We start from the raw sequence: 20868 nt of genomic DNA on the forward strand, positions 1-20868 counted from the left end.
CCCGGGAACGCTGCGCCCAACGAAAGCGCCATCGCCAGAAGGGTCGGGATCTTCATCGGCCTTGTCCTCTCACGTGAAGCGGGCGGCGGGCGATGCGGGCTGCCGCCTTGTGGAAGCATGGCGAGGGCCTGCGGACCCTCGCGACTTCCTTCAGGGTCATGCGGACAAAGCCCGCTTCGTTCTTAAGTGCTCGGTGCCGCGGCAGGTTCGCCGAACAGCTTGCCGGCGCCAGCCCAATCGCTCAGCGCGACGTCGTCGAAGATGACGTAGATGTAGGCGGCGTCAGTCCCTGTGTTGCGGACGATGCTCTCCGTGATCTCGGCGGCGACCTTCTGCTTCTGACCGTGGTCCTTACCTTCGAACCAGCTTACCCGTACGACCGGCATGATCCCGTCTCCATGAATGTTCCACCGCTCTCCGTCGGCGAACGCCGAAGGCCCGAGACAGGCAACCGCAATGTACGGTATCCTCACGGCGCTTAAAGCCGTCGCTGATCCGATGTGAGTAGCGCCAGAGGATACCCATGGGAGCCTTTATGAACGAGATCGATCCGCTGTCGGGTATCGCCGTCTTCGTGGCGGCGGCCCGGGCGGGAAGTTTCACGGGGGCCGCCGAGCGCCTCGGCATCACCAAGTCCGCGGTCGGCAAGACCATCGCCCGCCTCGAGGCGCGTCTCGGACTGAAGCTCTTTCATCGGACCACGCGGAACAACAAGCTCACCGTCGACGGCGAGGCCTACCTAGCCGCGTGCGCCTCCGCCCTCGACGAGATCGCCGCTGCCGAAGCAGCCCTCACTTCCGCGAACCGGATCCTCACCGGCCGGATCCGCATCGACATGCCAGTCGCCTTCGGAAGGCGCGTTCTCCTGCCCCTTCTGATCGAGATCGTGCGGCCGCATCCGGAGCTCACGCTTAGTCTCAATTTCACCGATGCCTTGACGGATCCGTTCCAAGACGACGTGGACCTCATGATCCGCTTCGGCGCCCTGCGAGACTCAAGTCACCTCATCGCGCGGCATCTCGCCGACCAGGATCGGGTGATCTGCGCGTCTCCCGGCTACATTGAGACGCACGGACGTCCGGAGGCATTGGCAGACCTTCGCGGCCACCGCTGCATTGTCGGCTCGCCCAAGGGTCCGCCACTAGCCTGGGTGGTTCGCGAGGACGGCGCAGTGAAGCGCCTGTCACCTCCCGCCACTCACCAGGTCAGCGACGGCGAGGCCATGGTCGACGCGGCGGTCGGCGGGCTCGGCATCTGTCAGCTCCCGGCCTCGCTGGTCCGGCGCCACGTGGACACCGGCGCGCTCGTGCCGTTGCTCGAGATCTTCTCGACCGTTCCCGTCGAGGTGCATGCACTCTGGCCGCGACAGGCGCACCTCAGCCCACGTGTTCGCTACGTCGTCGATTGCCTTGTTGCCGCGGCGAGCCGAGGGTCATTAGGCTGACGGATTTTAGATACGACGCCAGCATCGCTTCGCTGGGATTGGAAATCATTTCCGACTTGGGTGGAAAGGCGAAAGTCAGCTTCTGGACGCCGCATGCGGGAAGCAGACCATAACCGAGCTCGACGATCCAACCGATGGGCGGACGACAATCAGTGGTTTCCCTCATCTACGATAGCGCAGCGCCTCGACGAAGACGTTGAAGGCCGGCGAGGACTGCCGGCGGCTTGGGTAGTAGAGGTGGTAGCCTTGAAATGGGGGGCACCAATTGCTCAGCACTTGAACCAGTTGGCCCTCGCGGATGCATGAACGTGCCTGCTCCTCGGGAAGGTACGCAACGCCAAGCCCTGCCAAGGCGGCGTCCATGATCGGCCCGGAGCTGTTGAAGACGAGCTGCCCGTCGACCCGCACCTTCAGTTCACGCCCGTCTCTCTCGAACTCCCATGCGTACAAGCCGCCGTAGGTCGGCAGGCGCAGGTTGATGCAGTTGTGACTGAGGAGGTCCTGCGGCTTCGTCGGCTTTGGGCACCGGGCGAAGTATGACGGCGCGCCCACCACCACCATGCACATCTCGGGCCCGACCGGCACCGCGATCATGTCCTTCGCCACCTGCTCCCCGAGACGGATGCCCGCGTCGAAGCGATCCGCGACGATGTCCGTCAAGCCGTAGTCAACGGTGACCTCGACCTTGATGTCCGGGTACTCAGGCAGGATTTGTTCGAGCGCGGGCGAGAGGATGGTGTTGACCGCGTGCTCGTCGGCGTTGATGCGGATCGTGCCCGCCGGCTTGTCACGATAGTCGCTAAGGGCATTCATCCCTGCGACGATGCCTTCGAACAAGGGGCCCACGGTCCGAAGCAGGCGCTCGCCCGCTTCGGTCGGCGAGACGCTGCGGGTGGTGCGGGCGAGGAGGCGAACGCCGAGCCGTGTCTCGAGCTGGCGGACTGTGTAGCTGAGGGTCGGCTGCGAGACGCCGAGCTTGGCCGCCGCGCGCGTGAAACTGCGCTCCTCCGCCACTGCGAGGAAGGCCTTCAGGTCACTCAGGTCGTCGCGGCCATTCATAGATGGCATCTATAGCCTCGTGCGGATTGGGTTGTCTAATCCTGAGCCCCTCCCTGGCTTATGTTTTGACCGAGACGCGGCGGCAACCTCTGAAGCCATTCCTTGTGATCGCCCGCGAACCACCGTCCACCCACCACAGAAGGGGACCGAACTGATGAAGCTGCTGTCCGCCTCGCTCCTTGCCCTCACGATAGGAACTTCGGCAATGGCCCAGGAAACCGCCACCCCCGCTAGCCCCCTTAGAGAGCCCTCGGCCCTTTCCTCTGCCGACATTCAGGCGGTCGCTCCGGCTCTAGCCCGCTATGGGCAGCAGGAAATCGCCGCCAGCCTCTGGGAGCGCCCGCAGCTATCTTTGCGTGACAGAAGCCTCGTTACCGTCACGGTACTGATTGCACGCAACCAGACAGTGGACATCGCCCACTATATGGACGTCGCCCTCGACAGCGGCGTGACACCTCGCGAACTGTCCGAGGCGATCACCCATCTCGCCTTCTACTCGGGTTGGTCGAGCGCCATGTCCGCAGTATCCATCGCCAAGGACGTCTTCGCCGCCCGCGGCATTGGAGGCGATCAGTTGCCGCCCGCCTCGCCGGAGCTTCGCCCCATCGACATGCAGGCGGAGGTTAAACGCGTCACCAGCGTCGAAGGTCTTGTCGGGACCGCGTCCCCGGGCCTTGCCCAGTACACCACTGACCCACTCTTCCAAGACGTTTGGCTGCGCCCCGATCTTTCCCCGCGTGACCGCAGCCTCGTCACCATCACGTCGCTGATGGCCAACGGTCAGGTCGCACAGCTCCCGGGCCACCTGAACCGCGCCTTGGACAATGGCCTGACGAAGGACCAGGCGGGCGAGGTTGTTACCCAAGTCGCCTTCTACGCGGGCTGGCCAAACGCCTTCTCCGCCGGTCCCGTCGTCAAGGACGTGCTCGAAAGCCGACCTGAGTGAACGCAGCCCGCAATCAGCCACGGCCCATGGCCGTTTTGTCCCTTAACTTAAAGGTACCACCATGAAAAACACGCTCATCGCCGCCACGATTGCCGTCGCAAGTGCCACCTCGGCCACCGCACAGGAGATCCGGGTTTTCCCGAGTGGCTCTGCCCCGTCGATGATCGCCGATCCCAAGAACTTCTCCGGCCAAGTGGTCGTCGACCTGCTCGTGCCGTCGGGCGTCGAGACGCCCGCGTCGTCCGGGCTGGTGAACTTCGCTCCCGGCGCCCGCACCGCGTGGCATAGCCATCCAGTTGGGCAGATGCTGATCGTCACCTCGGGCAAGGGATGGGTCCAGCGGGATGGCCAGCCGCGCCAGGACATCAAGCCCGGCGACGTCGTGTGGATCCCGGCGGGGATCAAGCACTGGCATGGCGGAACCGACACGAACGCCATGAGCCACGTCGCCGTCACGTACATCCAAGACGGCAAGAACGCCAACTGGATGGAGCTTGTGACCGACGAAGAATACGCCGCCCGCTGACGCACCATGCGCGGAGCCGGCCAGCTCGATCCGGCTCCTCGCCGCAGCGTAGTTCTTCTCGTCTTTCTCGGCCATCGGCCCGGGCCCCATGCTGCCGTCCCCCTTCGATCGGGGACGGCAGCATGGGGCTCAGCGGCTCAGGAAAATCCCATGAGAAATGATTTCCGCCTGCGCGATGCGCTGACATCCATTGCGGTCGCCGCCCTTCTGACGGTGTCCTCGCCCGTCCAGGCTCAAGCACCCCTTGAGGTGACCACTGCGGGTGGCCCTGTCGTCGGCACGGCGACCGACGGCATCGAGTCCTGGCTTGGCATACCCTACGCCGCGCCACCTGTCGGACCGCTCCGCTGGCGCCCGCCCGAGCCCGTCACGGCATGGACGGTGCCTATGAAGGCTAACGCGCCGTCCAGCGCATGCGCTCAAAACGCCGATCTCGGCATATTCGCGCGCGCCGGCGGCAGCGAGGACTGCCTCTACCTCAACGTTTACCGGAGCGCGCAGGCCGCGGCGTCGGGTCAAGACCTTCCGGTGTTCGTGTGGATCCATGGTGGCGCCTTGCAGGTGGGCGACGGCGGCCACTACGACACGACAAAGCTGACCACCGAGGGCAAGGCGGTCGTCGTCACGCTCAATTATCGGCTTGGCACCTTCGGCTTCCTGTCGCACCCCGATCTCGACGGCGAAGGACACGACTTCGCAAACTACGGCCTGATGGACCAGCAGGCCGCGCTTCGGTGGGTGCAGCAGAACATCGCCCGGTTCGGTGGCGACCCTGCGAACGTCACGATCTCGGGTGAATCCTCGGGGGGAAACAGCGTTATGGCGCACATCGCGTCGCCATCGTCGGCGGGCCTGTTCCAGCACGTGGTCGCCATGAGCGGCGCCGGCGTAATGACACGCCATCCCGCGTTCGGTGCGCCGCGGCCGCTCGACGTGGCGCGAGACGTCGGCACCGCCTTTGCCGAGGCCACCGGGTGCGCCTCCGGAGGGGCCGACTGCCTGCGCGGCCTGTCCACCAAGCGGGTCCTCGACGCCCAGACGCCTTTCCTGCTCAACGAGTTTATCATCGACGGCAGGGTGCTTCCGATCCATCCCGCCGACGCCTACCGTTCCGGCGAGATCAACCGCGTGACCCTCGTGCACGGGTCGACGCGGGACGAGGGTCGCTTCTTTGTCGCCCTTCCCGAGCTCGCGACCGGGAAAGCGCTGACGGACGAGGACTACCCCGTCTGGATCGGGCGCCAATACGCCGCCCTCGCGCCAAGGGTACTCGAGGAGTATCCCCTCCACGACTACGACAGTCCGAGCGAGGCGTTCGCCGCGGCGAGCACGGACAGCATGTTCGCGTGTACCGGATTGGCGATGAGCCGGGCGTTGGCCGACAAGATCCCGGTCTATGCCTACGAGTTCGGCGACCGCACCGCACCGTCCTATGTCGGGCCGACGACGTTCCCGCTCCTTGCAGCGCATACCTACGAGCTGCCCTACGTCTTCACGGGCTTTCGCGGCGGCGGATATGCCCAGGTCAAGTTGAACCCGTTGCAGGAGAAGCTATCCGACGAGATGGTCGGCTATTTCGCGAACGTCGCTAAACTGCCGTCGCAGGAGACGGAGTGGCCTAAGTTTGATCCTGCTCGCGAGAATGTCATGACCTTCGCGCTCCCGGCTTCGAGGCTGGTATTGGGACGCTTCGCCAACGCACATCACTGCGAATTCTGGGACCGGACGGGCACTTATTGATGTCCGCCTCGGGATGCGACACAGAGGTGCCGGCAGTCCACTATCTAACCGCGCAACCGGAATGCCGTCGCACGCTCCGGTTCGACCAGTAACCCGCTCAACCTCTATGCCGGAGCGCTTCGAGAACGAGCGAAAACGCGGCCGACGGTTGGCGACGGCTAGGATAGTAGAGAAAGTACCCCGGGAACGGATCGCACCAATCCTGAAGGACACTGACCAGCGCTCCGGAGCTTACGAAAGGCTCGACGTACTCCTCGGGAAGATAGGCCAGGCCCATTCCGTCCAACGATCCCAAGCGAGCCAGGGTGTTGGAGTTGACCAGGAGCTGGCCCTCCACGCGCACGTTCACGGCACGTCCCGCCTTCTCGAACTCCCAGACCGCCCATCCGCTGTTTGCCGTGTAACGTAGGTTGATGCAGTTGTGCTCAGCCAGATCGTGCGGGGTGACGGGGGGCTTGCGGGACCGGAAGTAGCTAGGCGATCCGACGATCGCCATCCGTGTGTCAGGGCCGATGCGGGCCGCCACCATGTCCTGGGCGACCGTCTCGCCGAGGCGCACGCCGGCGTCGAAGCGCTCGGCTACGATGTCGACGAAGCCGGCGTTGACGCTGATCTCCACGCGTAGGTCCGGATAGTCCGGGAGGAGCTTAGCGATCGCCGGAAGGATGATTCCTTCGGCGGGCGTGTCGCCCACGGTGATGCGCACCGTACCCGCGGGCTTGTCTCGGACGTCCGTCAGGGCGGAAAGACCTGCTTCGATCCCGTCGAAGTGGGGCGAGATGGTCCTGAGGAGGCGTTCTCCCGCCTCGGTCGTCGAAACGCTGCGCGTTGTCCTGTTCAACAGGCGCACGCCGAGCCTGGCTTCGAGCTCCCGCATCGTATGGCTGAGGGCCGGCTGCGAGACGCCCAGTTCCTTGGCGGCCCGGGTGAAGCTGCCGGCCCTGGCTACAGCTAGGAAGGCGACGAGATCGCCGACGTTCTCCCGCAAGACTGATAACCCCTGCTTATAGCTCTATGCGAGATCTAGCGTCTAATGGGGGCCGCGTACAGGCACTAGTTCTTGATCGAACGCCAGCCCGCAGGTTGGCCAACATCATCGCCAACCACGCCAGGAAGACCCGTGCACGCCACGATCCTCTCGCTCTCCATGCTCCTCGCCTCGGCATCCGTCGTGATGCTGCCCGATCGCCACGCCTTCGCCCAGGACATGTCCAACGGCGCGGACAACTTCTACAAGAGCAATACCGTCGACGTGCAGAAGGTCTCCTTCCGCAACAAGATCGGCATGAACGTCGTCGGCAACCTCTTCGTGCCGAAGGCCCTCGACCGCAGCACCCAGGCATCGGCGATCGTCGTCGGCCATCCGATGGGCGCCGTGAAGGAGCAGAGCTCCAACCTCTATGCTCAGAAGCTCGCCGAGCAGGGCTTCGTCACCCTGTCCTTCGACCTGCCGTTCTGGGGCGAGAGCGAGGGCCAGCCGCGCAACACCGTCGCGCCCGAACTCTACGCCGACGCCTTCAGCGCCGCCGTGGACTTCCTGTCCACGCAGGCTTTCGTGAATGCCGGCAACATCGGCGTACTCGGCATCTGTGGCAGCGGCAGCTTCGCGCTGAGCGCCGCCCAGATCGACCCGCGGATGAAGGCGATCGCGACGGTCAGCATGTACGATATGGGCGCCGCCAACCGCGATGGCCTGCGCAACGGGGTGACGCTGGAGCAGCGCACGGCAGGTATCGCGGCTGCGGCGGAGCAGCGGATGGCCGAGTTCACGGGGGTGCCCGTCGCCTACACGGGCGGGACGGTCACCGAACTGACAGCGGACGCCCATCCCATCCAGCGCGAGTTCTATGACTTCTACCGCACCTCGCGTGGCGAGTTCACGCCGCCCGGCCAGCCAAGCGTGCCGACTACCCAGCCCACCCTTTCGAGCAACGCCGCCTTCATGAACTTTTATCCCTTCGCCGCGATCGAGACGATCTCGCCACGCCCGGTCTTGTTCATCGCCGGGAGCGAGGCGCACTCGATCGAGTTCAGCGAGGACGCCTACCAGCTCGCAGCCGAGCCGAAGGAACTGGTCATCATCCCGGGGGCCGGCCATGTCGACCTCTACGACCGCACGGGGCTCATCCCCTTCGACAAGCTGACCGAGTTCTTCCGCGGCAACCTTAGCTGACCTTCGAACAGGGACGGGTCTCGTATCCGTCTGCCAATGACGCGCCGACACACGATGGCGCGTCACGCCAACCCACGATCCCACAGGAAACACCATGTCCAATCCCAGCCGTTTCGTCGGCAAGGTCGCCTTGGTCACGGGGGCGGCCAATGGCATCGGTCGCGCCACCGCTCTCGCCTTCGCCGTAGAGGGAGCAAAGGTTGCCATCCTCGATCTCAGCGAGGACTCCCTGCGCGACACCGCCGACGCCATCGCGAACGCCGGCGGTGAGATACTCGTCCTCGCCTGCGACGTCTCCCGGCCGCAGGAAGTCGAGGCCGCTGTCGCACGCGTCGTCGAGCGGTTCGGACGGCTCGACTGCGCCTTCAACAATGCGGGCGTCGAGAACGAGGCTGCTCCGCTCCATGAGATTGAGCTCGAGGACTGGGACCGCATCCTCGGCATCAACCTGCGCGGCACCTTCGTGTGCATGAAGCACGAGATTGCCCAGATGCTGCGACAGGGCGGCGGGGTGGTGGTCAACACCTCGTCGGGCGCGGGCGTGCGTGGCGTCGCGGGCGGTGCCTCCTACTCGGCTTCCAAGCACGCGATGATCGGCATGACGAAGTCTGCCGCGCTCGACTACGCCAAGCTGAACATCCGGGTGAACTGCGTCCTGCCCGGCAACATCGCCACGCCGATGATGGAGCGCTTTACCGACGGAGACATCCAGAAGTCGATCGATCTCGAACCCGTCGGTCGGCTGGGAAAGCCGGAAGAGATCGCGGAGGCTGTCCTGTGGATGTCCTCGGACCTCGGCGCCTTCGTGACAGGGGCATCGATCGCCGTTGACGGTGGTTGGTCGCTCTGACCGTTCGAAGCCCGAAGGCCTCAGAGGATTTTGGAAAGGAATCTCACCATGCGCAGACGTTACGCCGCCGCCCTCCTCGCTCTGTTCATCACGGAACCCGCCATGGCCCAGCAACTCATTCAGATCACCTCGCAGTGGGGCAACGTGACGGCCGAACTGGCCGACAACGACGCCGCTCGCTCGCTGGCGGGAATGCTGCCGCTGACGATCGAGATGAGCGATCACCTTCGTCAGGAGAAGACGGGCGACCTGCCGTCACCGCTTCCGGAAGGCGCGCGCCAGCGCGACTTCTCTGCCGGAACGCTCGGGCTCTGGGGATCGAGCGATTTCGTAATCTACTACCGGGACGGCCGCGTTCCCCTGCCGGGCATCGTGATCCTCGGCAAGGTCACCGGAGACGTCTCGATCTTCGATCGACCGGGCGAGATCACTGTCCAGTTGAAGCCGCTGACACCGTAACTGGCGTTTAGCCATTGGAGACGGTCGTCAGAACATGATGTAGCCTCTGGCCGCTGAGCGTCGACTTGACGGATACCAGCTCCGCCAAGTCGAAGTCGTTCACCTGATCGCGGCATTGCGGCGGGGATTAGGTCTCGTCTGCGAGCAGACCGAAGCGAAACGACGAGGATGCCGCATTGGCCAATGTCTCCAGGCACGATCGTCAGATCAATACGGTTTCGGTCGCCCTAATCAAGGCTGAGCGCAACGGCTTCAGGATTGCCGTCATCGGCCGGACGATCGCCATAATGGCGATCGCTCTGGCCTCTCTGTTCGCGTTCTACTTTCCGATCAACGTCGCCGTGGCATTTTCCACGACGATGATCGCGGTCGGCGGGCTCGCCTCGCTCCTGGCAGTCGGCACACGCTGTGAAATGGCGACGAGGTTTGCGCTCTTCGCGTTCGATGCAAGCGCGGTGACCTGTCTCCTGGCGTTTGTTCCGCTGAGCAGCGGCGACGACATTCCCCAGAACCTCGTGTTCCTGACCAGTTCCACCCAGCACTATTATCTGGTCGTCGCCGCATCCGCCCTGACGCTGTCACCGACCCTTGTCCTCTGGACGGGAGCCTGGGCCGTCTGCGGCCTCCTCTTCGCGACCGGATGGATCGTGCATGGGATGGAGCAGGTTCTGACCTACAGCGACCTGCCGATCGCACCGACGCGCGACATCTACTTCCAGATCGTGCTTAGCCCAAACTTCATCGGCCTTGCATCGAGGATGCAGGAGGCCCTCATCATCGCCTTGATGACCGCCACGGCTGCTCTAGCCGTCCATCGCGCAAGGGGGGTCGTGAAGGATCATGCGAACGCCGATGCCAGCCATCGCCATGTCCGCAATCTCTTCCAACGCTACGTTCCCGCGCCCGTGCTGCGGGAACTGCTCGACGAAGGCCATCTCGTTCCGCAGACAAGGGAAACGACCCTGCTGTTCGCGGACATAGAGGGCTTCACGCGACTGTCGGAGACAATGCCTCCCGTGCAGATCGTCTCTCTCCTGAACGAGCTGTTCACCGCGGTCACGGGCATCGTCGACCGACACGACGGTGTCGTCATCAACTATGTGGGCGACGCCGTCATCGCGTCCTTCAACGCCCCGCTTCCAACCGAGAACCACGCGGACAAGGCGATCGACGCGTCGCGGGAGATACTGGCGATGGTGGAGGAGCGTCGGTTCGACGGCGTCGCGATCCGCCTCCGGATCGGCATCGCCACAGGCAGCGTGGCGGCCGGGACGGTCGGCGCAGATGAACGGCAGGTCTACACACTCTACGGAGATGCGGTGAACCTGTCCCAGAGGCTGCAAGAGCTGAACAAGATGAAAGGTACGAGATGCCTCATAGCGGGAGGTACCGTCAGCAGGGCTGTCAAAGACCACCGCTTGCAAAGTCTGGGAGAGGTCGAGATCCGCAATCTGTCCGCTGCAACTGAGATATTCAGTTTCCAATAACTGCCGCAGAAGCTAGCGGACACGTTCACCTCGCTGATCGGCTGTGGCGGAGACTGTATCGGTTGCCCTCGAGGACGTGCCGATGGCTGGTTGGAACGACGCGGTTTGCATACCTGAAAGCGAGACACGGCTCGACCATCTTCACACCAGGCTGGCCATGCGCGACCTGATCAGCATTCGGCGTAAAGGCGCACGCGGTCAATCCCGCGTGTCTCCCATCCTCAGGCCACGTCTGGGAGGCTCCCGATCAGCTTGTCCAGGGTGATCGGGTAGGACCGAACACGGATGCCCGTAGCGTTGTAGATCGCGTTGGCGATCGCTGGCGCGACGCCGGTCAGGCCCAGTTCGCCGACGCCCTTGGCCTTGAGCGGCGATATCGTCGGATCGACCTCCTCTACAAAGAAGGCATCAAGATGCGGGATGTCGGCATGGACCGGGACCTCGTAGCCGGCGAGGTCGTGGTTCACGAAGAAGCCGATCCGCTTGTCGACCGCCATCTCTTCCATCAGAGCGGCGCCGACGCCCATCACCATGCCGCCGATCACTTGGCTGCGCGCCGTCTTGGGATTGAGGATCCGGCCCGCGGCGCAGACCGCGAGCATGCGGCGGACGCGGATCTCGCCTGTGTCGGCGTCGACCCCGACCTCGGCGAAATGGGCGCCGAAGGTCTGCTGCGCGTACTCCTTCGAAAGGTTGCCGAACTCCATCGTACCCTCGACAACGATTTCGCCGGCCTCGGCGGCCTGTCCAAGCGGCACCGCGCGGTTGCCCGAGCTGACGTTGCCGTCGGCAAACGCCGCATCGGCCGAGTTGAAGCCGAGCCGTTGCGCCACGGCTTCCCGCAGCCTCACGCAGGCGGCGTAGACGCCTGCCGTGACTGAAGCTGCTCCCTGCTGTCCTCCGGAACCCGGCGTTTCGGGAAAGCTGGAATCGCCGAGCCTGATAGCCACCATCGATAGCGGCACACCCATCATCTCAGCAGCCGTCTGCGCGACGATCGTGTAGGATCCAGTCCCGATGTCGGTCATGTCGGTCTCGACCGTCACCAAGCCATCCCCATCAAGCCGAACCCTGGCTCCGGACTTGCTGATCGGGCCGCCGCGGATTGCCCCCGCCATGCCCATCCCGACAAGCCATTGCCCGTCGCGGACGATGGCAGGCATCGGCTTGCGACTGTCCCAGTCGAAGTGCTCAGCGCCCTTTCGCAGGCATTCGACGAAGTTGCGGACGGAGAAGGGTCGCTTGGGGTTTTCGGGATCGGCCTGCGTGTCGTTGAGTATGCGAAATTGGACAGGGTCCATTCCAAGCTTCTCGGCCATCTCGTCCATGGCGATCTCCAGCGCCATCAGGCCGGGCGCCTCGCCGGGCGCCCGCATGGCGTTGCCTTCGGCAAGGTCGAGCACGGCGAGGCGGTTTCGCGTCATCCGGTTCGCGCCGGCATAGATCGAACGTGTCGAGAGGGTCGAGGGCTCGGTCCGGCCACCCGGCTGGTTGCCGCTCCAGTTCTCATGTCCGATGGCCGTAATGGTGCCGTCGCGTTCCGCGCCGATCCGGATGCGCTGGATCGTCGCCGGGCGGTGGATGGTGTTGTTAAACATCAAGGGGCGCTGAAGCGTGACCTTGACTGGACGCCGCGCCGCCCTGGCCGCCAACGCCGCCAGAACGAGATCGGACTGAACGGTGCCCTTTCCGCCAAAACCGCCGCCGATGAACGGCGATTGCAGATGGATGTTCTCCTTCGGGATGCCGAGCGTCTTGGCGAGATCGCGCAGCCCCCAGTTCATCTGCTGGATGGAAGTGCGGCAGGTCAGCCGGTCGCCGTCCCACCACGCGATCGTCGCGTGGGGCTCCATCATGGCGTGGGCTTGGTCGGGCGTCTCATAGGTTTCGTCCACCTTGACGGGCGCGGCGGCGAAGGCTTCGTCAAAATCGCCGACCGAGGTCTCAGGCGGTCCGCCGAACTGCGCCTTCTCCGCGACCGGCGCGGTCTCCACCTGCGCGGCGAGGTCGAACGAACCCTGCTCCCTCGTGTACTTAACGCGAACGAGCTGGGCGGCGGCGCGAGCCTCTTCGAACGTCCGGGCGACCACCACGGCAACGGCCTGGTGGTAGTTGTCGATCTCGGGAGCGGCGAGGAACCGCTGGACATAGAACTCGCCCTTTCCCAATGGGCCGGCGTTCTCATGCGTCACGACCGCGAGCACGCCGGGCGACGCCATGGCCGCGGTGGTGTCGATCGAGGCGATGCTGCCCTTGGCGATGGCCGAACCAAGGATAAAGCCGTAGGCGGCATCCTGGGGCAGGTCCTTCCATTCGTAGGCGTAGGTCGCGGTCCCCGTGGTCTTCAATCGACCTTCAATGCGGTCGACGGGCTGACCAACCACCTTCATCTGGTCGATTGGGTTCGTTTCCGCGGGTGTGTCGAACTTCATGGGATCGATTCCTAGCCTGTCCCGCCACCACGCCGAGCATTGGCTCGAACAGCGGAGTCTTGAACGCGTTGTTGCCGTTCGCTTGTCATGGGCAAGCAGTCGCTTTTCGACGACGTTTGCCGCCACCTGTCATCAAGATGACCGATATTGATGGGACTCGACGGGCAGCACCTCGAGAAGATGCGGCAGCCAGTAGCCCGCAAAACGACGCAGGCCTCACTATGGACGATAGGCGGCGGCGTGGAGGCGGTGTGGATCGTCCTCGAGGACGTGCCGATGGCTGACTGGACCGATGCGGTCCACATTGCTGAGATCGAGCAACAGCTCGACCAACTTTGCGTCAGGCCCGACTACGGAGGGCCCGACCAACTCCTGGCGTCACGGCGCGCTAGGAAGGTCCCGCGCGCGCCGGTCATTCCTCAGGCTACGTCCGGGAGGTCTTCGATCAGCTTGTCCAGCGTGATCGGGTAGGATCGGACACGGATGCCCGTGGCGTTATAGACCGCGTTGGCGACCGCCGCGCCGACGCCGCAGAGGCCGAGTTCACCGATGCCCTTTGCCTTCATCGGCGAGGATCGCGGATCGGTCTCGTCGAGGAAGATCACCTCCTGGTGCGGGATGTCCGCGTGGACAGGAACCTCGTAACCCGCGAGGTCGTGGTTGACGAAGAAGCCATGCCGCTTGTCTAAGGCGAGCTCTTCCATCAGCGCGCCACCGACGCCCATGGTCATGGCGCCGATCACCTGGCTGCGGGCCGTCATCGGGTTGAGGATGCGGCCGGCCGCGCAGACGGACAGCATCCGGCGCACGCGCACCTCCGCCGTCGACACGTCGACTCCCACTTCCACGAAATGGGCACCGAACGTCGATTGCTGCTCGGCGTCGGTGAAGGCGGTATCCCATTCCATCGTGTCTTCCGCGACCAGCTCGCCATCGGCCGCCGCATCCGTCAGGCTGACCGAACGATTGCCGGACCGCACTTCGCCGTCCGCGAAGACCAGATCGTCCGCCGAGTTGAAGCCGAGTTTGGCGGCGATTGCTTCCCGCAGCTTGACGCAAGCGGCGTAGACGCCCGCCGTGGACGAGTTGGCGCCGAACTGGCCCCCGGACCCCGCCGATACGGGAAAGCTGGAGTCGCCTAGATTAACCGCGACGCGGGACAGAGGCAGCCCCATCATCTCGGCCGCCGTCTGCGCGATGATCGTGTAGGAGCCTGTACCGATGTCGGTCATGTCCGTCTCGACGGTGACGATACCGTCCTGCCCCAGGCGAACCCGAGCACCGGAAGGCAGCGTCATGTTGTTGCGGAAGGCCGCAGCGACGCCGACGCCGACCATCCACTGCCCGTCGCGGACCTGGCCCGGCTGGGGGTTACGGGCGTTCCAGCCGAAGCGCTCGGCACCCTGACGCAGGCACTGCACGAGTTGGCGCTCCGAGAAGGGCCGCTCCGGCTTTATCGGATCTACCTGCGTGTCGTTGAGGGCCCGGAACTCGACCGGATCCATCCCGAGCTTCTCGGCCATCTCGTCCATGGCGATCTCGAGCGCCATGAGGCCGGGCGCTTCCCCGGGGGCGCGCATGGCGTTGGCTTCAGGAAGGTCCATCTTGGCAAGTCGGTTGGATGCCAGACGATGGGCGCCGGCGTAGAGCAGCTTGGTCTGCGCCACGGCGTCCTCGGGATCGCCGCCGGTGAGGTTGCCGGACGCGCTCTCATGGCCGATCGCGAGGATGCGGCCGTCCTCGCCGGCGCCGATCCGGATGCGCTGGATGGTGGCGGAACGGTGCGTCGTGTTGTTGGGGATCATGGGACGCGTCAGCGCCACCTTCACCGGGCGCTTGGCCGCCTTGGCGCCAAGTGCTGCCAGTACCGCGTCCGTGCGCAGGAAGAGCTTGCCGCCGAAACCGCCGCCGATGAAGGGCGAGATCAAACGAACCTTGTCCTTCGGCATGTTCAGCGTCGTGGCGAGATCCGTGACGCTCCAGTCGATCATCTGGTTCGACGTCCAGACGGTCAGCTCGTCCCCGTCCCATCGCGCGATGGAGGCATGGGGCTCCATCGCGGAATGGCTTTGGCTCGGCGTCGTGTACTCTTCGTCGAGCTTGACCTGCGCATCGGCAAAGGCCTTGTCGAAGTTGCCGAGGCGGTCCTCTCCCGGAGTCGCGCTGCCCTCGCTACCGCTGCGCACGACAAGCGAAGCGTCCTTGGCCGATCCCTCGAGATCGAACTGCCCATCCTCGCCGATGTAGTCGACCCGCACCAAGGCTGCTGCCGCCCTAGCCTCCTCAAAGGTCCGCGCGACGACGAGTGCGATAGCCTGGTGGTAGTGCTGGATCTCTGGGCCACCCAGAAGCTTGGCAACGTTGAACTTGCCCTTGCCGAGCGGCCCGGCGCTCTCGGCCGTGACGATGGCGAGAACGCCGGGTGCGCGCCGTGCATCGTCAAGCTGCATGGCGGAAACCCGGCCCTTGGCGATCGCGCTCCCCACCACATAGCCGTAGGCGGTATCAGGACCGACATCATGGCGCTCGTAGGCATACGGCGCGGTGCCCGTCACCTTGTGGCGACCGTCGATGCGCTCGTGCGGCTGGCCGACGACCTTCAACTGGTCGATTGGATTGGTGCCGGCGGTTTTGTCGAACTTCATGGGATCAGCTCCTCGCCTGCGCCATCACCGCGCCGATCGTGCGCTCGACCAGCGGGACCTTGAACGCGTTGTGTTCCGTGGGCCTAGCATCGGCCAGAAGTCGTCCCGCGGCCGTCTTCGCGCCATTCGCGAAGGCTGCATCGGCTTCGGCAACGCGCCAGGGCTTCGGGGCGACGCCGCCGACGGCAAAGCGGCCCGTACCGTCCGGCTGGACGACGGCGGCGACCGAGATCAGCGCGAAAGCATAGGACGCGCGGTCGCGGACCTTGCGATAGATATGCCTGCCGCCGAGGGGTTTTGGAACCGTCACCGCGGTGATGAACTCTCCCGCTTCCAGCGCGGTCTCGATGTGCGGCGTATCGCCGGGCAGGCGGTGGAAGTCGGCCATCGGGATGGTGCGGGTTGCGCCGTCCGGCTTCACCGTCTCGACGGTGGCATCAAGCACGCGCAGCGCGACGTTCATGTCGGAAGGGTTGGTCGCGATGCAGGCCTCGCTCACTCCCACGACACCAAGCTGGCGCGAGTAGCCTTCGAGCGCCGAGCAGCCGGAGCCCGGGTTGCGTTTGTTGCAGGGCATGTTGGTGTCGTAGAAGTAGGAGCAGCGCGTACGTTGGAGCAGGTTCCCCGCCGTCGTCGCGCGGTTGCGGAGCTGGCCCGAGGCGCCGGCGACGATCGCCCGCGTCAGCACGCCGTAGTCGCGCATCACGCGCGCATCGGCAGCGAGATCCGTGTTGCGCACGAGTGCCCCAATGCGAAGCCCCCCCTCCGGCGTCGCCTCGATCGTGTCGAGCTTGAGCCCGTTCACATCGATGAGGTGTGCGGGCGTCTCGATCTGAAGCTTCATCAGGTCGAGGAGGTTGGTGCCGCCCGCGATGAACTTTGCGCCCGGGGTGGCACTGGCGGCTTTGGCAGCTTCTGCGGGCGAGGTGGCCCGTTCGAACGTGAAGGACTTCATGCTGGCCTCCCGGCGACTTCGGTCATCGCTTCCGCGATGTTGGAATAGGCGCCGCAGCGGCAGATGTTGCCGCTCATGCGCTCGCGGAGTTCGACGTTCGACGCCTCGGGCGCGGACGTCAGATCGGCCGTCACATGGCTCGGAATGCCCGCCTTCACCTCGGCCAGCACCGCTACCGCGGAGACGATCTGGCCGGGTGTGCAATAGCCGCACTGGTAGCCGTCGTGCTTCACGAAGGCGTCCTGCATCGGATGGAGATTGTCGGGTGTGCCGAGCCCCTCGATCGTGGTCACCTCGTCGCCCTCGTGGAGGACGGCGAGCGTCAGGCAGGAATTGATGCGCCTTCCGTTGACCATCACCGTGCAGGCGCCGCACTGACCGTGGTCACAGCCCTTCTTCGTCCCGGTCAGGTGCAAGTGCTCGCGCAGTGCATCGAGGAGCGATGTGCGCAGGTCGAGGTCGAGGTCGCGCCGCTCGCCATTGACGGTGAAGGAAACCTTAGACGTCACGGACGGTAGCTCGCCGCCAACAGGTGCCTGCGCGTAGGAAGAGGATGGGACGACCAAGGCCGCCGCGCCAGCGGAGGCGCCTACCATCAAGTCCCGACGATTCAATTCAAGGTCGGTCGATCTCATCGTGGTTTCCCCGGTTGAGTGTTCGGTTGGACCGCCCTCCGTCCCGAATGGTTTCGGCCGGCCGACGATGTCGTCGTACGAGGCATGGGCAGCCCGATGCAGTTTGAAACTAATCTAAACTGCGCGTTTGATTACCGCTCAAAAGCTGAATGCTCCTATGAGCGGCGGTTATGAATGGGCGGGAGGAAACAGCCGCTTTGGGAGGCGCCAGTCACAGCTCACGTCGGCTCGTGTCGCTAGACTGGGGACGGTCCGCAAGCTTCAGGCGCTCTGCGCGTTTCCGGCTTTCCGCGCCATGACCGCCATTCCGGCAGAGCAGCAGAGAAGGACGGCACTGAGGATGAAGGTGCTTCGGTAGCCGCTGTGATCGAAGAGCACGCCGCCTGCCGTGGCGCCGAGGGTTATGGCGAGCTGGATCACCGCGACCATCAGGCCCCCGCCAGCGTCCGCGTCTTCCGGAACCGTCCGGGAGAGCCACGTGCCCCAGCCGACGGGCGCCGGGACGCTGATGAGTCCCCAGAGACCGAGAAGGATTCCCGTGGCGACGGTGGAGGCGCCGAGCAGCACCAGCGCGACGGCGATCGCCGCCATCCCCAACGGGATGAGGATGAGAACGGAGAACAGGCGCGAGTTCAGGAGCGCACCGACCAAGGACGTGCCCACGAGCCCAGTTAGGCCGATGACGAGCAGCAGGAGCGACAGGACCGATATGTCGACCCGGGTGACGGTTTCGAGGAATGGGCGCAGGTAGGTGAAGAGGGCGAACTGGCCCATGAACAGCAGGAAGATGGCCGCCATGCCGTAGGCGACCGCCGGATGCCGCAGCAGGCGGAAGACATTGCCCGCTGGCTTTGCCTCCGGCTCCGGCGGCATGGAGGGCATCGACAGGAGCTGCCAGACGATGGCGAGAACTGCGAGTGGCACCACCGCGAAGAAGGCGCCACGCCAACCGATGATGCTGCCGAGGTAGCTTCCGAGCGGAGCGGCGACCGTGGCCGCGAGCGCGTTTCCCCCGTTCAGCATCGCAAGCGCCTTCGGCACCGCGTCACTCGGCACGAGGCGCATGACGGTCGCGGTGCTCATGGACCAGAAGCCTCCGATGGCGATCCCGAGCAGCGCGCGGCCGGCCATCATCACCAGATAGGTCGGGGCGAGCGCAACGATCGCTCCGGAAAGGATCAGGAGCGACGTGTAGAAGAGCGTCACGGCGCGTCGATCGTAGCGTGTAACGAGGGCGGAACCGAACAGGCTGGTCAGGACGGCGAAGACACCCGAGATCGAGATCGCCTGCCCTGCCTGCCCCTCGGTGATCCGCAACGTTTCCGCGATGGGGGTCAGCAGGCTGACGGGCAAGAACTCGGATGCGATGAGGACGACGACGCCGAGCGACATCGACAGGACAGCGCCCCAGGCGGCGGGCCCGGCGGAGGCAGGTGCCTCGGTTCGGATGGCTATGGACATGAGGGTCTCTCAGTTTGACGGCGGTCGCCTGCGCGTCGGGCAGACGACCGTCTCGTTCGGCAGGCAACTTCTCCGGCCTTCCCGTCGAAGTCAGTGCTGGAGATAAGCCCCCGGGGTGAGTGGCACTATCCTGGAAGATCGACATGCTATGATAAACGCAGCTTATCAATCGTATCCCGCTTGCTGCCGCTGTTGCACCGTGGTCGGCGACCGTGATCCGCGAGCCGGGGCATTGCTAACCACCCATCGCGGCATTGCCTGAGCTAGCCAGCCTCGGCCGTCCGGTCAAAGAGCTCCCGTAAAACGCGGCGATCGCCGGCAGGGCAACCACGCCTGCCCAATGCCCGAAGAACGGGGCGACCGCGGTCGTGAAGTCCCAGAAGTCGAGACTGTAGGTGAAGGTGAGCTTGCCCCACACGTCCAACACGGACCAACTCCAGAGGCCGAAGGCACCGAGAACCGCAGTGACCAGGCGAAGTGCCGAGGTGCGCTTGGCGTTCGTGGGACCAAGTCCGAGCGTGTTGCGGACCAGGGTCATCACCCGCGTCCAGTGAAGCCCGACATGAACGCCGACGACGACCATCACCCAGTAGGCCGCGAACCAATGGATGTCCCGCAGGTAGATGCTGTCTTGAATCGGCAAGGCGGCGAACACCGACTTGGAGATAACCACGCTCGTCACGAGGAGCACCGCCATGTTGATCACCAACACCAGATGCAGGATCAGCTTCAGGACGCGACGACCGTTGTATCGTCCGTGCGCCAGGTTCGCGAACCAATGGCGGTTCACCACAAGATGCAAGGCAAGCAGGGCGAAGACGGCCGTGCCGAATAGTTCGTGGGCGATGTTCCCAAGCCACCAGTACGCCAACGACAGGAGGAGCCCCGCTGCCATGGCAGCAGGAAGTCCCAAGCGCTGGGCGACGACGGCGGAGACCGGACCCCTTCCACGGTGGCCGCGGAGGGCTATCACTCGAACTCCACGGCGTCGGAGTACGTGAACATGAACTGGCGGTCCTGTCGGCTGCGTTGATGGCAGGAGTAGCACCGCTCGACGTTCTCATCGGCCTTGACCGATCCATCGGGGCGGAACCACTGGTATTGCCAGTCGTCGATGCCGTCGCCCGTCTTCTGCGCGACGAGGTATCGCTCGAGGACATCGCTCTGGTAGTCGACGAGGACGACGTGCGTCCCGGTCGGAACAGACTGCCCACCCTTGATGGCGTCGAGCGCCGCACGGTTGGTGAGCATGTGCTCGCGCGTCACGCCCCGGCGAACCGTCGTATAATGCTCGAGTTGCTCCAGCGGGGGAAACGTTACGGCGTTCTCTTCCGCATGCGCCGAGGGCAGGCTCGCTCCGCCCAGCAGCATGAAAGACGCCACGGCGATCGCGACGAAAGCGATGGCCGCGGTCCACGCCGCTCGCTGACTCTTGCTTCTCATGCACCCGTCCGTTCCATTGGTTGTTCGAGGTGTCTCGATGCCAAGGTACGCGGGCGCGTTAGTTAGGATTAGGCGGTTAAAGCGGCATAGACCAATAACTAGGGCTTATGAGTGAGTGGACTGTCGAACTGCTTTCTCGGAAGGTGCCGAAAGCTGAGAACGACCCACGGTCATGTCTGCTTTCGTGGTAGCCGAATGGACTTTTGGATGACTAAGAAGGGTCGAGAGCCGTCCGACCGCTTCCGGACGTTCGCTTCGTCAGGTCAGAACGACAATCTTTCCGCCCGCCTCATTGGCCTCCATGCAACGGTGCGCCTCGACGATCTCGTCGAACCGGAACACGTGGCCGACCTTCACAGGCAGCCTGCCCTTCTCGACCTCGTCGACGAGCCTCTGAAGGGGCATTGCCATGAACTCCTCGGCACCGCCGCTGTAGGTGGTCAAGCTGACCGCCGTCGGGATTGCCGTCATCGGCTCGAAGGCTTCGAGCGTCCAGTGGTCACCGACCATTCCGCTCATGCCGACCGCCCCGTGGCGCTTAACGCACGCTAGGGAGTCGAGGAGCGTGGTTGTCCCGACGAGCTCCAGCACCTTGTCGACGCCGTCCGGGAAC

General features: G+C 64.6%; 19 protein-coding genes. 8 read left to right on the forward strand and 11 right to left on the reverse strand.

The genetic code is table 11. The annotated features are described in order from the left end of the window. Positions 1 to 182 precede the first annotated feature (182 nt). On the reverse strand, positions 183 to 386 hold the full coding sequence (locus ACZLZY_RS24275) for a tautomerase family protein (protein WP_472934726.1): 204 nt from the start codon (positions 384 to 386) through the stop codon (positions 183 to 185). A 149-nt stretch (positions 387 to 535) separates the two neighbouring features. Here ACZLZY_RS24275 and ACZLZY_RS24280 point away from each other — a divergent pair, with 149 nt between their 5' ends. Next, positions 536 to 1444: a LysR family transcriptional regulator gene (locus tag ACZLZY_RS24280; protein WP_472934725.1), complete on the forward strand. Its 909-nt coding sequence runs from the start codon at positions 536 to 538 to the stop codon at positions 1442 to 1444. A 162-nt stretch (positions 1445 to 1606) separates the two neighbouring features. Here the strand turns inward: ACZLZY_RS24280 and ACZLZY_RS24285 are convergent, their stop codons facing one another. Then, positions 1607 to 2503 (reverse strand): LysR family transcriptional regulator, encoded by an 897-nt coding sequence (locus ACZLZY_RS24285; RefSeq protein ID WP_472934724.1) that lies wholly within the window; start codon positions 2501 to 2503, stop codon positions 1607 to 1609. 151 nt (positions 2504 to 2654) lie between these two features. Here ACZLZY_RS24285 and ACZLZY_RS24290 point away from each other — a divergent pair, with 151 nt between their 5' ends. The 3 genes from ACZLZY_RS24290 to ACZLZY_RS24300 all read left to right on the forward strand — a co-directional run bounded on the left by ACZLZY_RS24290 (position 2655) and on the right by ACZLZY_RS24300 (position 5715). After that, positions 2655 to 3449 (forward strand): carboxymuconolactone decarboxylase family protein, encoded by a 795-nt coding sequence (locus ACZLZY_RS24290; protein WP_472934739.1) that lies wholly within the window; start codon positions 2655 to 2657, stop codon positions 3447 to 3449. Positions 3450 to 3510: 61 nt separating this feature from the next. After that, positions 3511 to 3975 carry a (R)-mandelonitrile lyase gene (locus tag ACZLZY_RS24295; protein ID WP_472934723.1) on the forward strand — a complete coding sequence of 155 codons (465 nt, stop codon included), beginning with the start codon at positions 3511 to 3513 and terminating at the stop codon, positions 3973 to 3975. Positions 3976 to 4125: 150 nt separating this feature from the next. Beyond that, positions 4126 to 5715 carry a carboxylesterase/lipase family protein gene (locus ACZLZY_RS24300; RefSeq protein ID WP_472934722.1) on the forward strand — a complete coding sequence of 530 codons (1590 nt, stop codon included), beginning with the start codon at positions 4126 to 4128 and terminating at the stop codon, positions 5713 to 5715. 97 nt (positions 5716 to 5812) lie between these two features. Here ACZLZY_RS24300 and ACZLZY_RS24305 read toward each other — a convergent pair whose 3' ends face one another. Beyond that, on the reverse strand, positions 5813 to 6703 hold the full coding sequence (locus tag ACZLZY_RS24305) for a LysR family transcriptional regulator (RefSeq protein ID WP_472934721.1): 891 nt from the start codon (positions 6701 to 6703) through the stop codon (positions 5813 to 5815). A 132-nt stretch (positions 6704 to 6835) separates the two neighbouring features. Here ACZLZY_RS24305 and ACZLZY_RS24310 point away from each other — a divergent pair, with 132 nt between their 5' ends. The 4 genes from ACZLZY_RS24310 to ACZLZY_RS24325 all read left to right on the forward strand — a co-directional run bounded on the left by ACZLZY_RS24310 (position 6836) and on the right by ACZLZY_RS24325 (position 10684). Then, positions 6836 to 7888: an alpha/beta hydrolase gene (locus tag ACZLZY_RS24310; protein ID WP_472934720.1), complete on the forward strand. Its 1053-nt coding sequence runs from the start codon at positions 6836 to 6838 to the stop codon at positions 7886 to 7888. A gap of 94 nt (positions 7889 to 7982) precedes the next feature. Next, positions 7983 to 8738, forward strand: a complete 756-nt coding sequence (locus ACZLZY_RS24315) for a glucose 1-dehydrogenase (protein WP_472934719.1) — start codon at positions 7983 to 7985, stop codon at positions 8736 to 8738. 48 nt (positions 8739 to 8786) lie between these two features. Beyond that, positions 8787 to 9197 carry a cyclophilin-like fold protein gene (locus tag ACZLZY_RS24320; protein ID WP_472934718.1) on the forward strand — a complete coding sequence of 137 codons (411 nt, stop codon included), beginning with the start codon at positions 8787 to 8789 and terminating at the stop codon, positions 9195 to 9197. Between the two features lie 176 nt (positions 9198 to 9373). Continuing rightward, positions 9374 to 10684, forward strand: a complete 1311-nt coding sequence (locus ACZLZY_RS24325; RefSeq protein ID WP_472934717.1) for an adenylate/guanylate cyclase domain-containing protein — start codon at positions 9374 to 9376, stop codon at positions 10682 to 10684. 221 nt (positions 10685 to 10905) lie between these two features. Here the strand turns inward: ACZLZY_RS24325 and paoC (ACZLZY_RS24330) are convergent, their stop codons facing one another. From paoC (ACZLZY_RS24330) to ACZLZY_RS24365, 8 genes are all read right to left on the reverse strand, one after another. Then, entirely contained in the window at positions 10906 to 13116 is a 2211-nt protein-coding gene (gene paoC / locus ACZLZY_RS24330; RefSeq protein ID WP_472934716.1) for an aldehyde oxidoreductase molybdenum-binding subunit PaoC, read from the reverse strand. Between the two features lie 419 nt (positions 13117 to 13535). Then, the gene (gene paoC, locus ACZLZY_RS24335; protein ID WP_472934715.1) at positions 13536 to 15761 is read right to left on the reverse strand and encodes an aldehyde oxidoreductase molybdenum-binding subunit PaoC; all 2226 of its coding nucleotides are present in this window, start codon (positions 15759 to 15761) and stop codon (positions 13536 to 13538) included. 4 nt (positions 15762 to 15765) lie between these two features. After that, a complete protein-coding gene (locus ACZLZY_RS24340; RefSeq protein ID WP_472934714.1) occupies positions 15766 to 16716 on the reverse strand; it encodes an FAD binding domain-containing protein in 951 nt (316 codons plus the stop codon). Beyond that, complete coding sequence (gene paoA / locus ACZLZY_RS24345; RefSeq protein ID WP_472934713.1) at positions 16713 to 17351, reverse strand: aldehyde dehydrogenase iron-sulfur subunit PaoA; 639 nt, start codon at positions 17349 to 17351, stop codon at positions 16713 to 16715. The genes ACZLZY_RS24340 and paoA overlap by 4 nt, the downstream gene beginning before the upstream one ends. 261 nt (positions 17352 to 17612) lie before the next feature. Further along, the gene (locus ACZLZY_RS24350; RefSeq protein WP_472934712.1) at positions 17613 to 18812 is read right to left on the reverse strand and encodes an MFS transporter; all 1200 of its coding nucleotides are present in this window, start codon (positions 18810 to 18812) and stop codon (positions 17613 to 17615) included. A 235-nt stretch (positions 18813 to 19047) separates the two neighbouring features. Continuing rightward, a complete protein-coding gene (locus ACZLZY_RS24355; protein WP_472934711.1) occupies positions 19048 to 19707 on the reverse strand; it encodes a DUF4405 domain-containing protein in 660 nt (219 codons plus the stop codon). A 74-nt stretch (positions 19708 to 19781) separates the two neighbouring features. Then, positions 19782 to 20255 (reverse strand): cytochrome P460 family protein, encoded by a 474-nt coding sequence (locus ACZLZY_RS24360; protein WP_472934710.1) that lies wholly within the window; start codon positions 20253 to 20255, stop codon positions 19782 to 19784. Between the two features lie 258 nt (positions 20256 to 20513). Further along, positions 20514 to 20868 (reverse strand): zinc-binding dehydrogenase (locus tag ACZLZY_RS24365; RefSeq protein ID WP_496253607.1); only part of this gene is annotated, 355 nt, incomplete at its 5' end.

It is taken from the genome of Mesocryomonas lacus (assembly GCF_055730135.2).

Excerpts from the sequence above, each read along its gene's own strand:
- ACZLZY_RS24275 (WP_472934726.1), bottom strand. The coding sequence starts at position 386 with ATGCCGGTCGTACGGGTAAGCTGGTTCGAAGGTAAGGACCACGGTCAG.
- ACZLZY_RS24280 (WP_472934725.1), top strand. The coding sequence starts at position 536 with ATGAACGAGATCGATCCGCTGTCGGGTATCGCCGTCTTCGTGGCGGCG.
- ACZLZY_RS24285 (WP_472934724.1), bottom strand. The coding sequence starts at position 2,503 with ATGAATGGCCGCGACGACCTGAGTGACCTGAAGGCCTTCCTCGCAGTG.
- ACZLZY_RS24295 (WP_472934723.1), top strand. The coding sequence starts at position 3,511 with ATGAAAAACACGCTCATCGCCGCCACGATTGCCGTCGCAAGTGCCACC.
- ACZLZY_RS24300 (WP_472934722.1), top strand. The coding sequence starts at position 4,126 with ATGAGAAATGATTTCCGCCTGCGCGATGCGCTGACATCCATTGCGGTC.
- ACZLZY_RS24315 (WP_472934719.1), top strand. The coding sequence starts at position 7,983 with ATGTCCAATCCCAGCCGTTTCGTCGGCAAGGTCGCCTTGGTCACGGGG.
- ACZLZY_RS24320 (WP_472934718.1), top strand. The coding sequence starts at position 8,787 with ATGCGCAGACGTTACGCCGCCGCCCTCCTCGCTCTGTTCATCACGGAA.
- paoC (WP_472934716.1), bottom strand. The coding sequence starts at position 13,116 with ATGAAGTTCGACACACCCGCGGAAACGAACCCAATCGACCAGATGAAG.
- paoC (WP_472934715.1), bottom strand. The coding sequence starts at position 15,761 with ATGAAGTTCGACAAAACCGCCGGCACCAATCCAATCGACCAGTTGAAG.
- ACZLZY_RS24340 (WP_472934714.1), bottom strand. The coding sequence starts at position 16,716 with ATGAAGTCCTTCACGTTCGAACGGGCCACCTCGCCCGCAGAAGCTGCC.
- paoA (WP_472934713.1), bottom strand. The coding sequence starts at position 17,351 with ATGAGATCGACCGACCTTGAATTGAATCGTCGGGACTTGATGGTAGGC.
- ACZLZY_RS24350 (WP_472934712.1), bottom strand. The coding sequence starts at position 18,812 with ATGTCCATAGCCATCCGAACCGAGGCACCTGCCTCCGCCGGGCCCGCC.
- ACZLZY_RS24355 (WP_472934711.1), bottom strand. The coding sequence starts at position 19,707 with ATGGCAGCGGGGCTCCTCCTGTCGTTGGCGTACTGGTGGCTTGGGAAC.
- ACZLZY_RS24360 (WP_472934710.1), bottom strand. The coding sequence starts at position 20,255 with ATGAGAAGCAAGAGTCAGCGAGCGGCGTGGACCGCGGCCATCGCTTTC.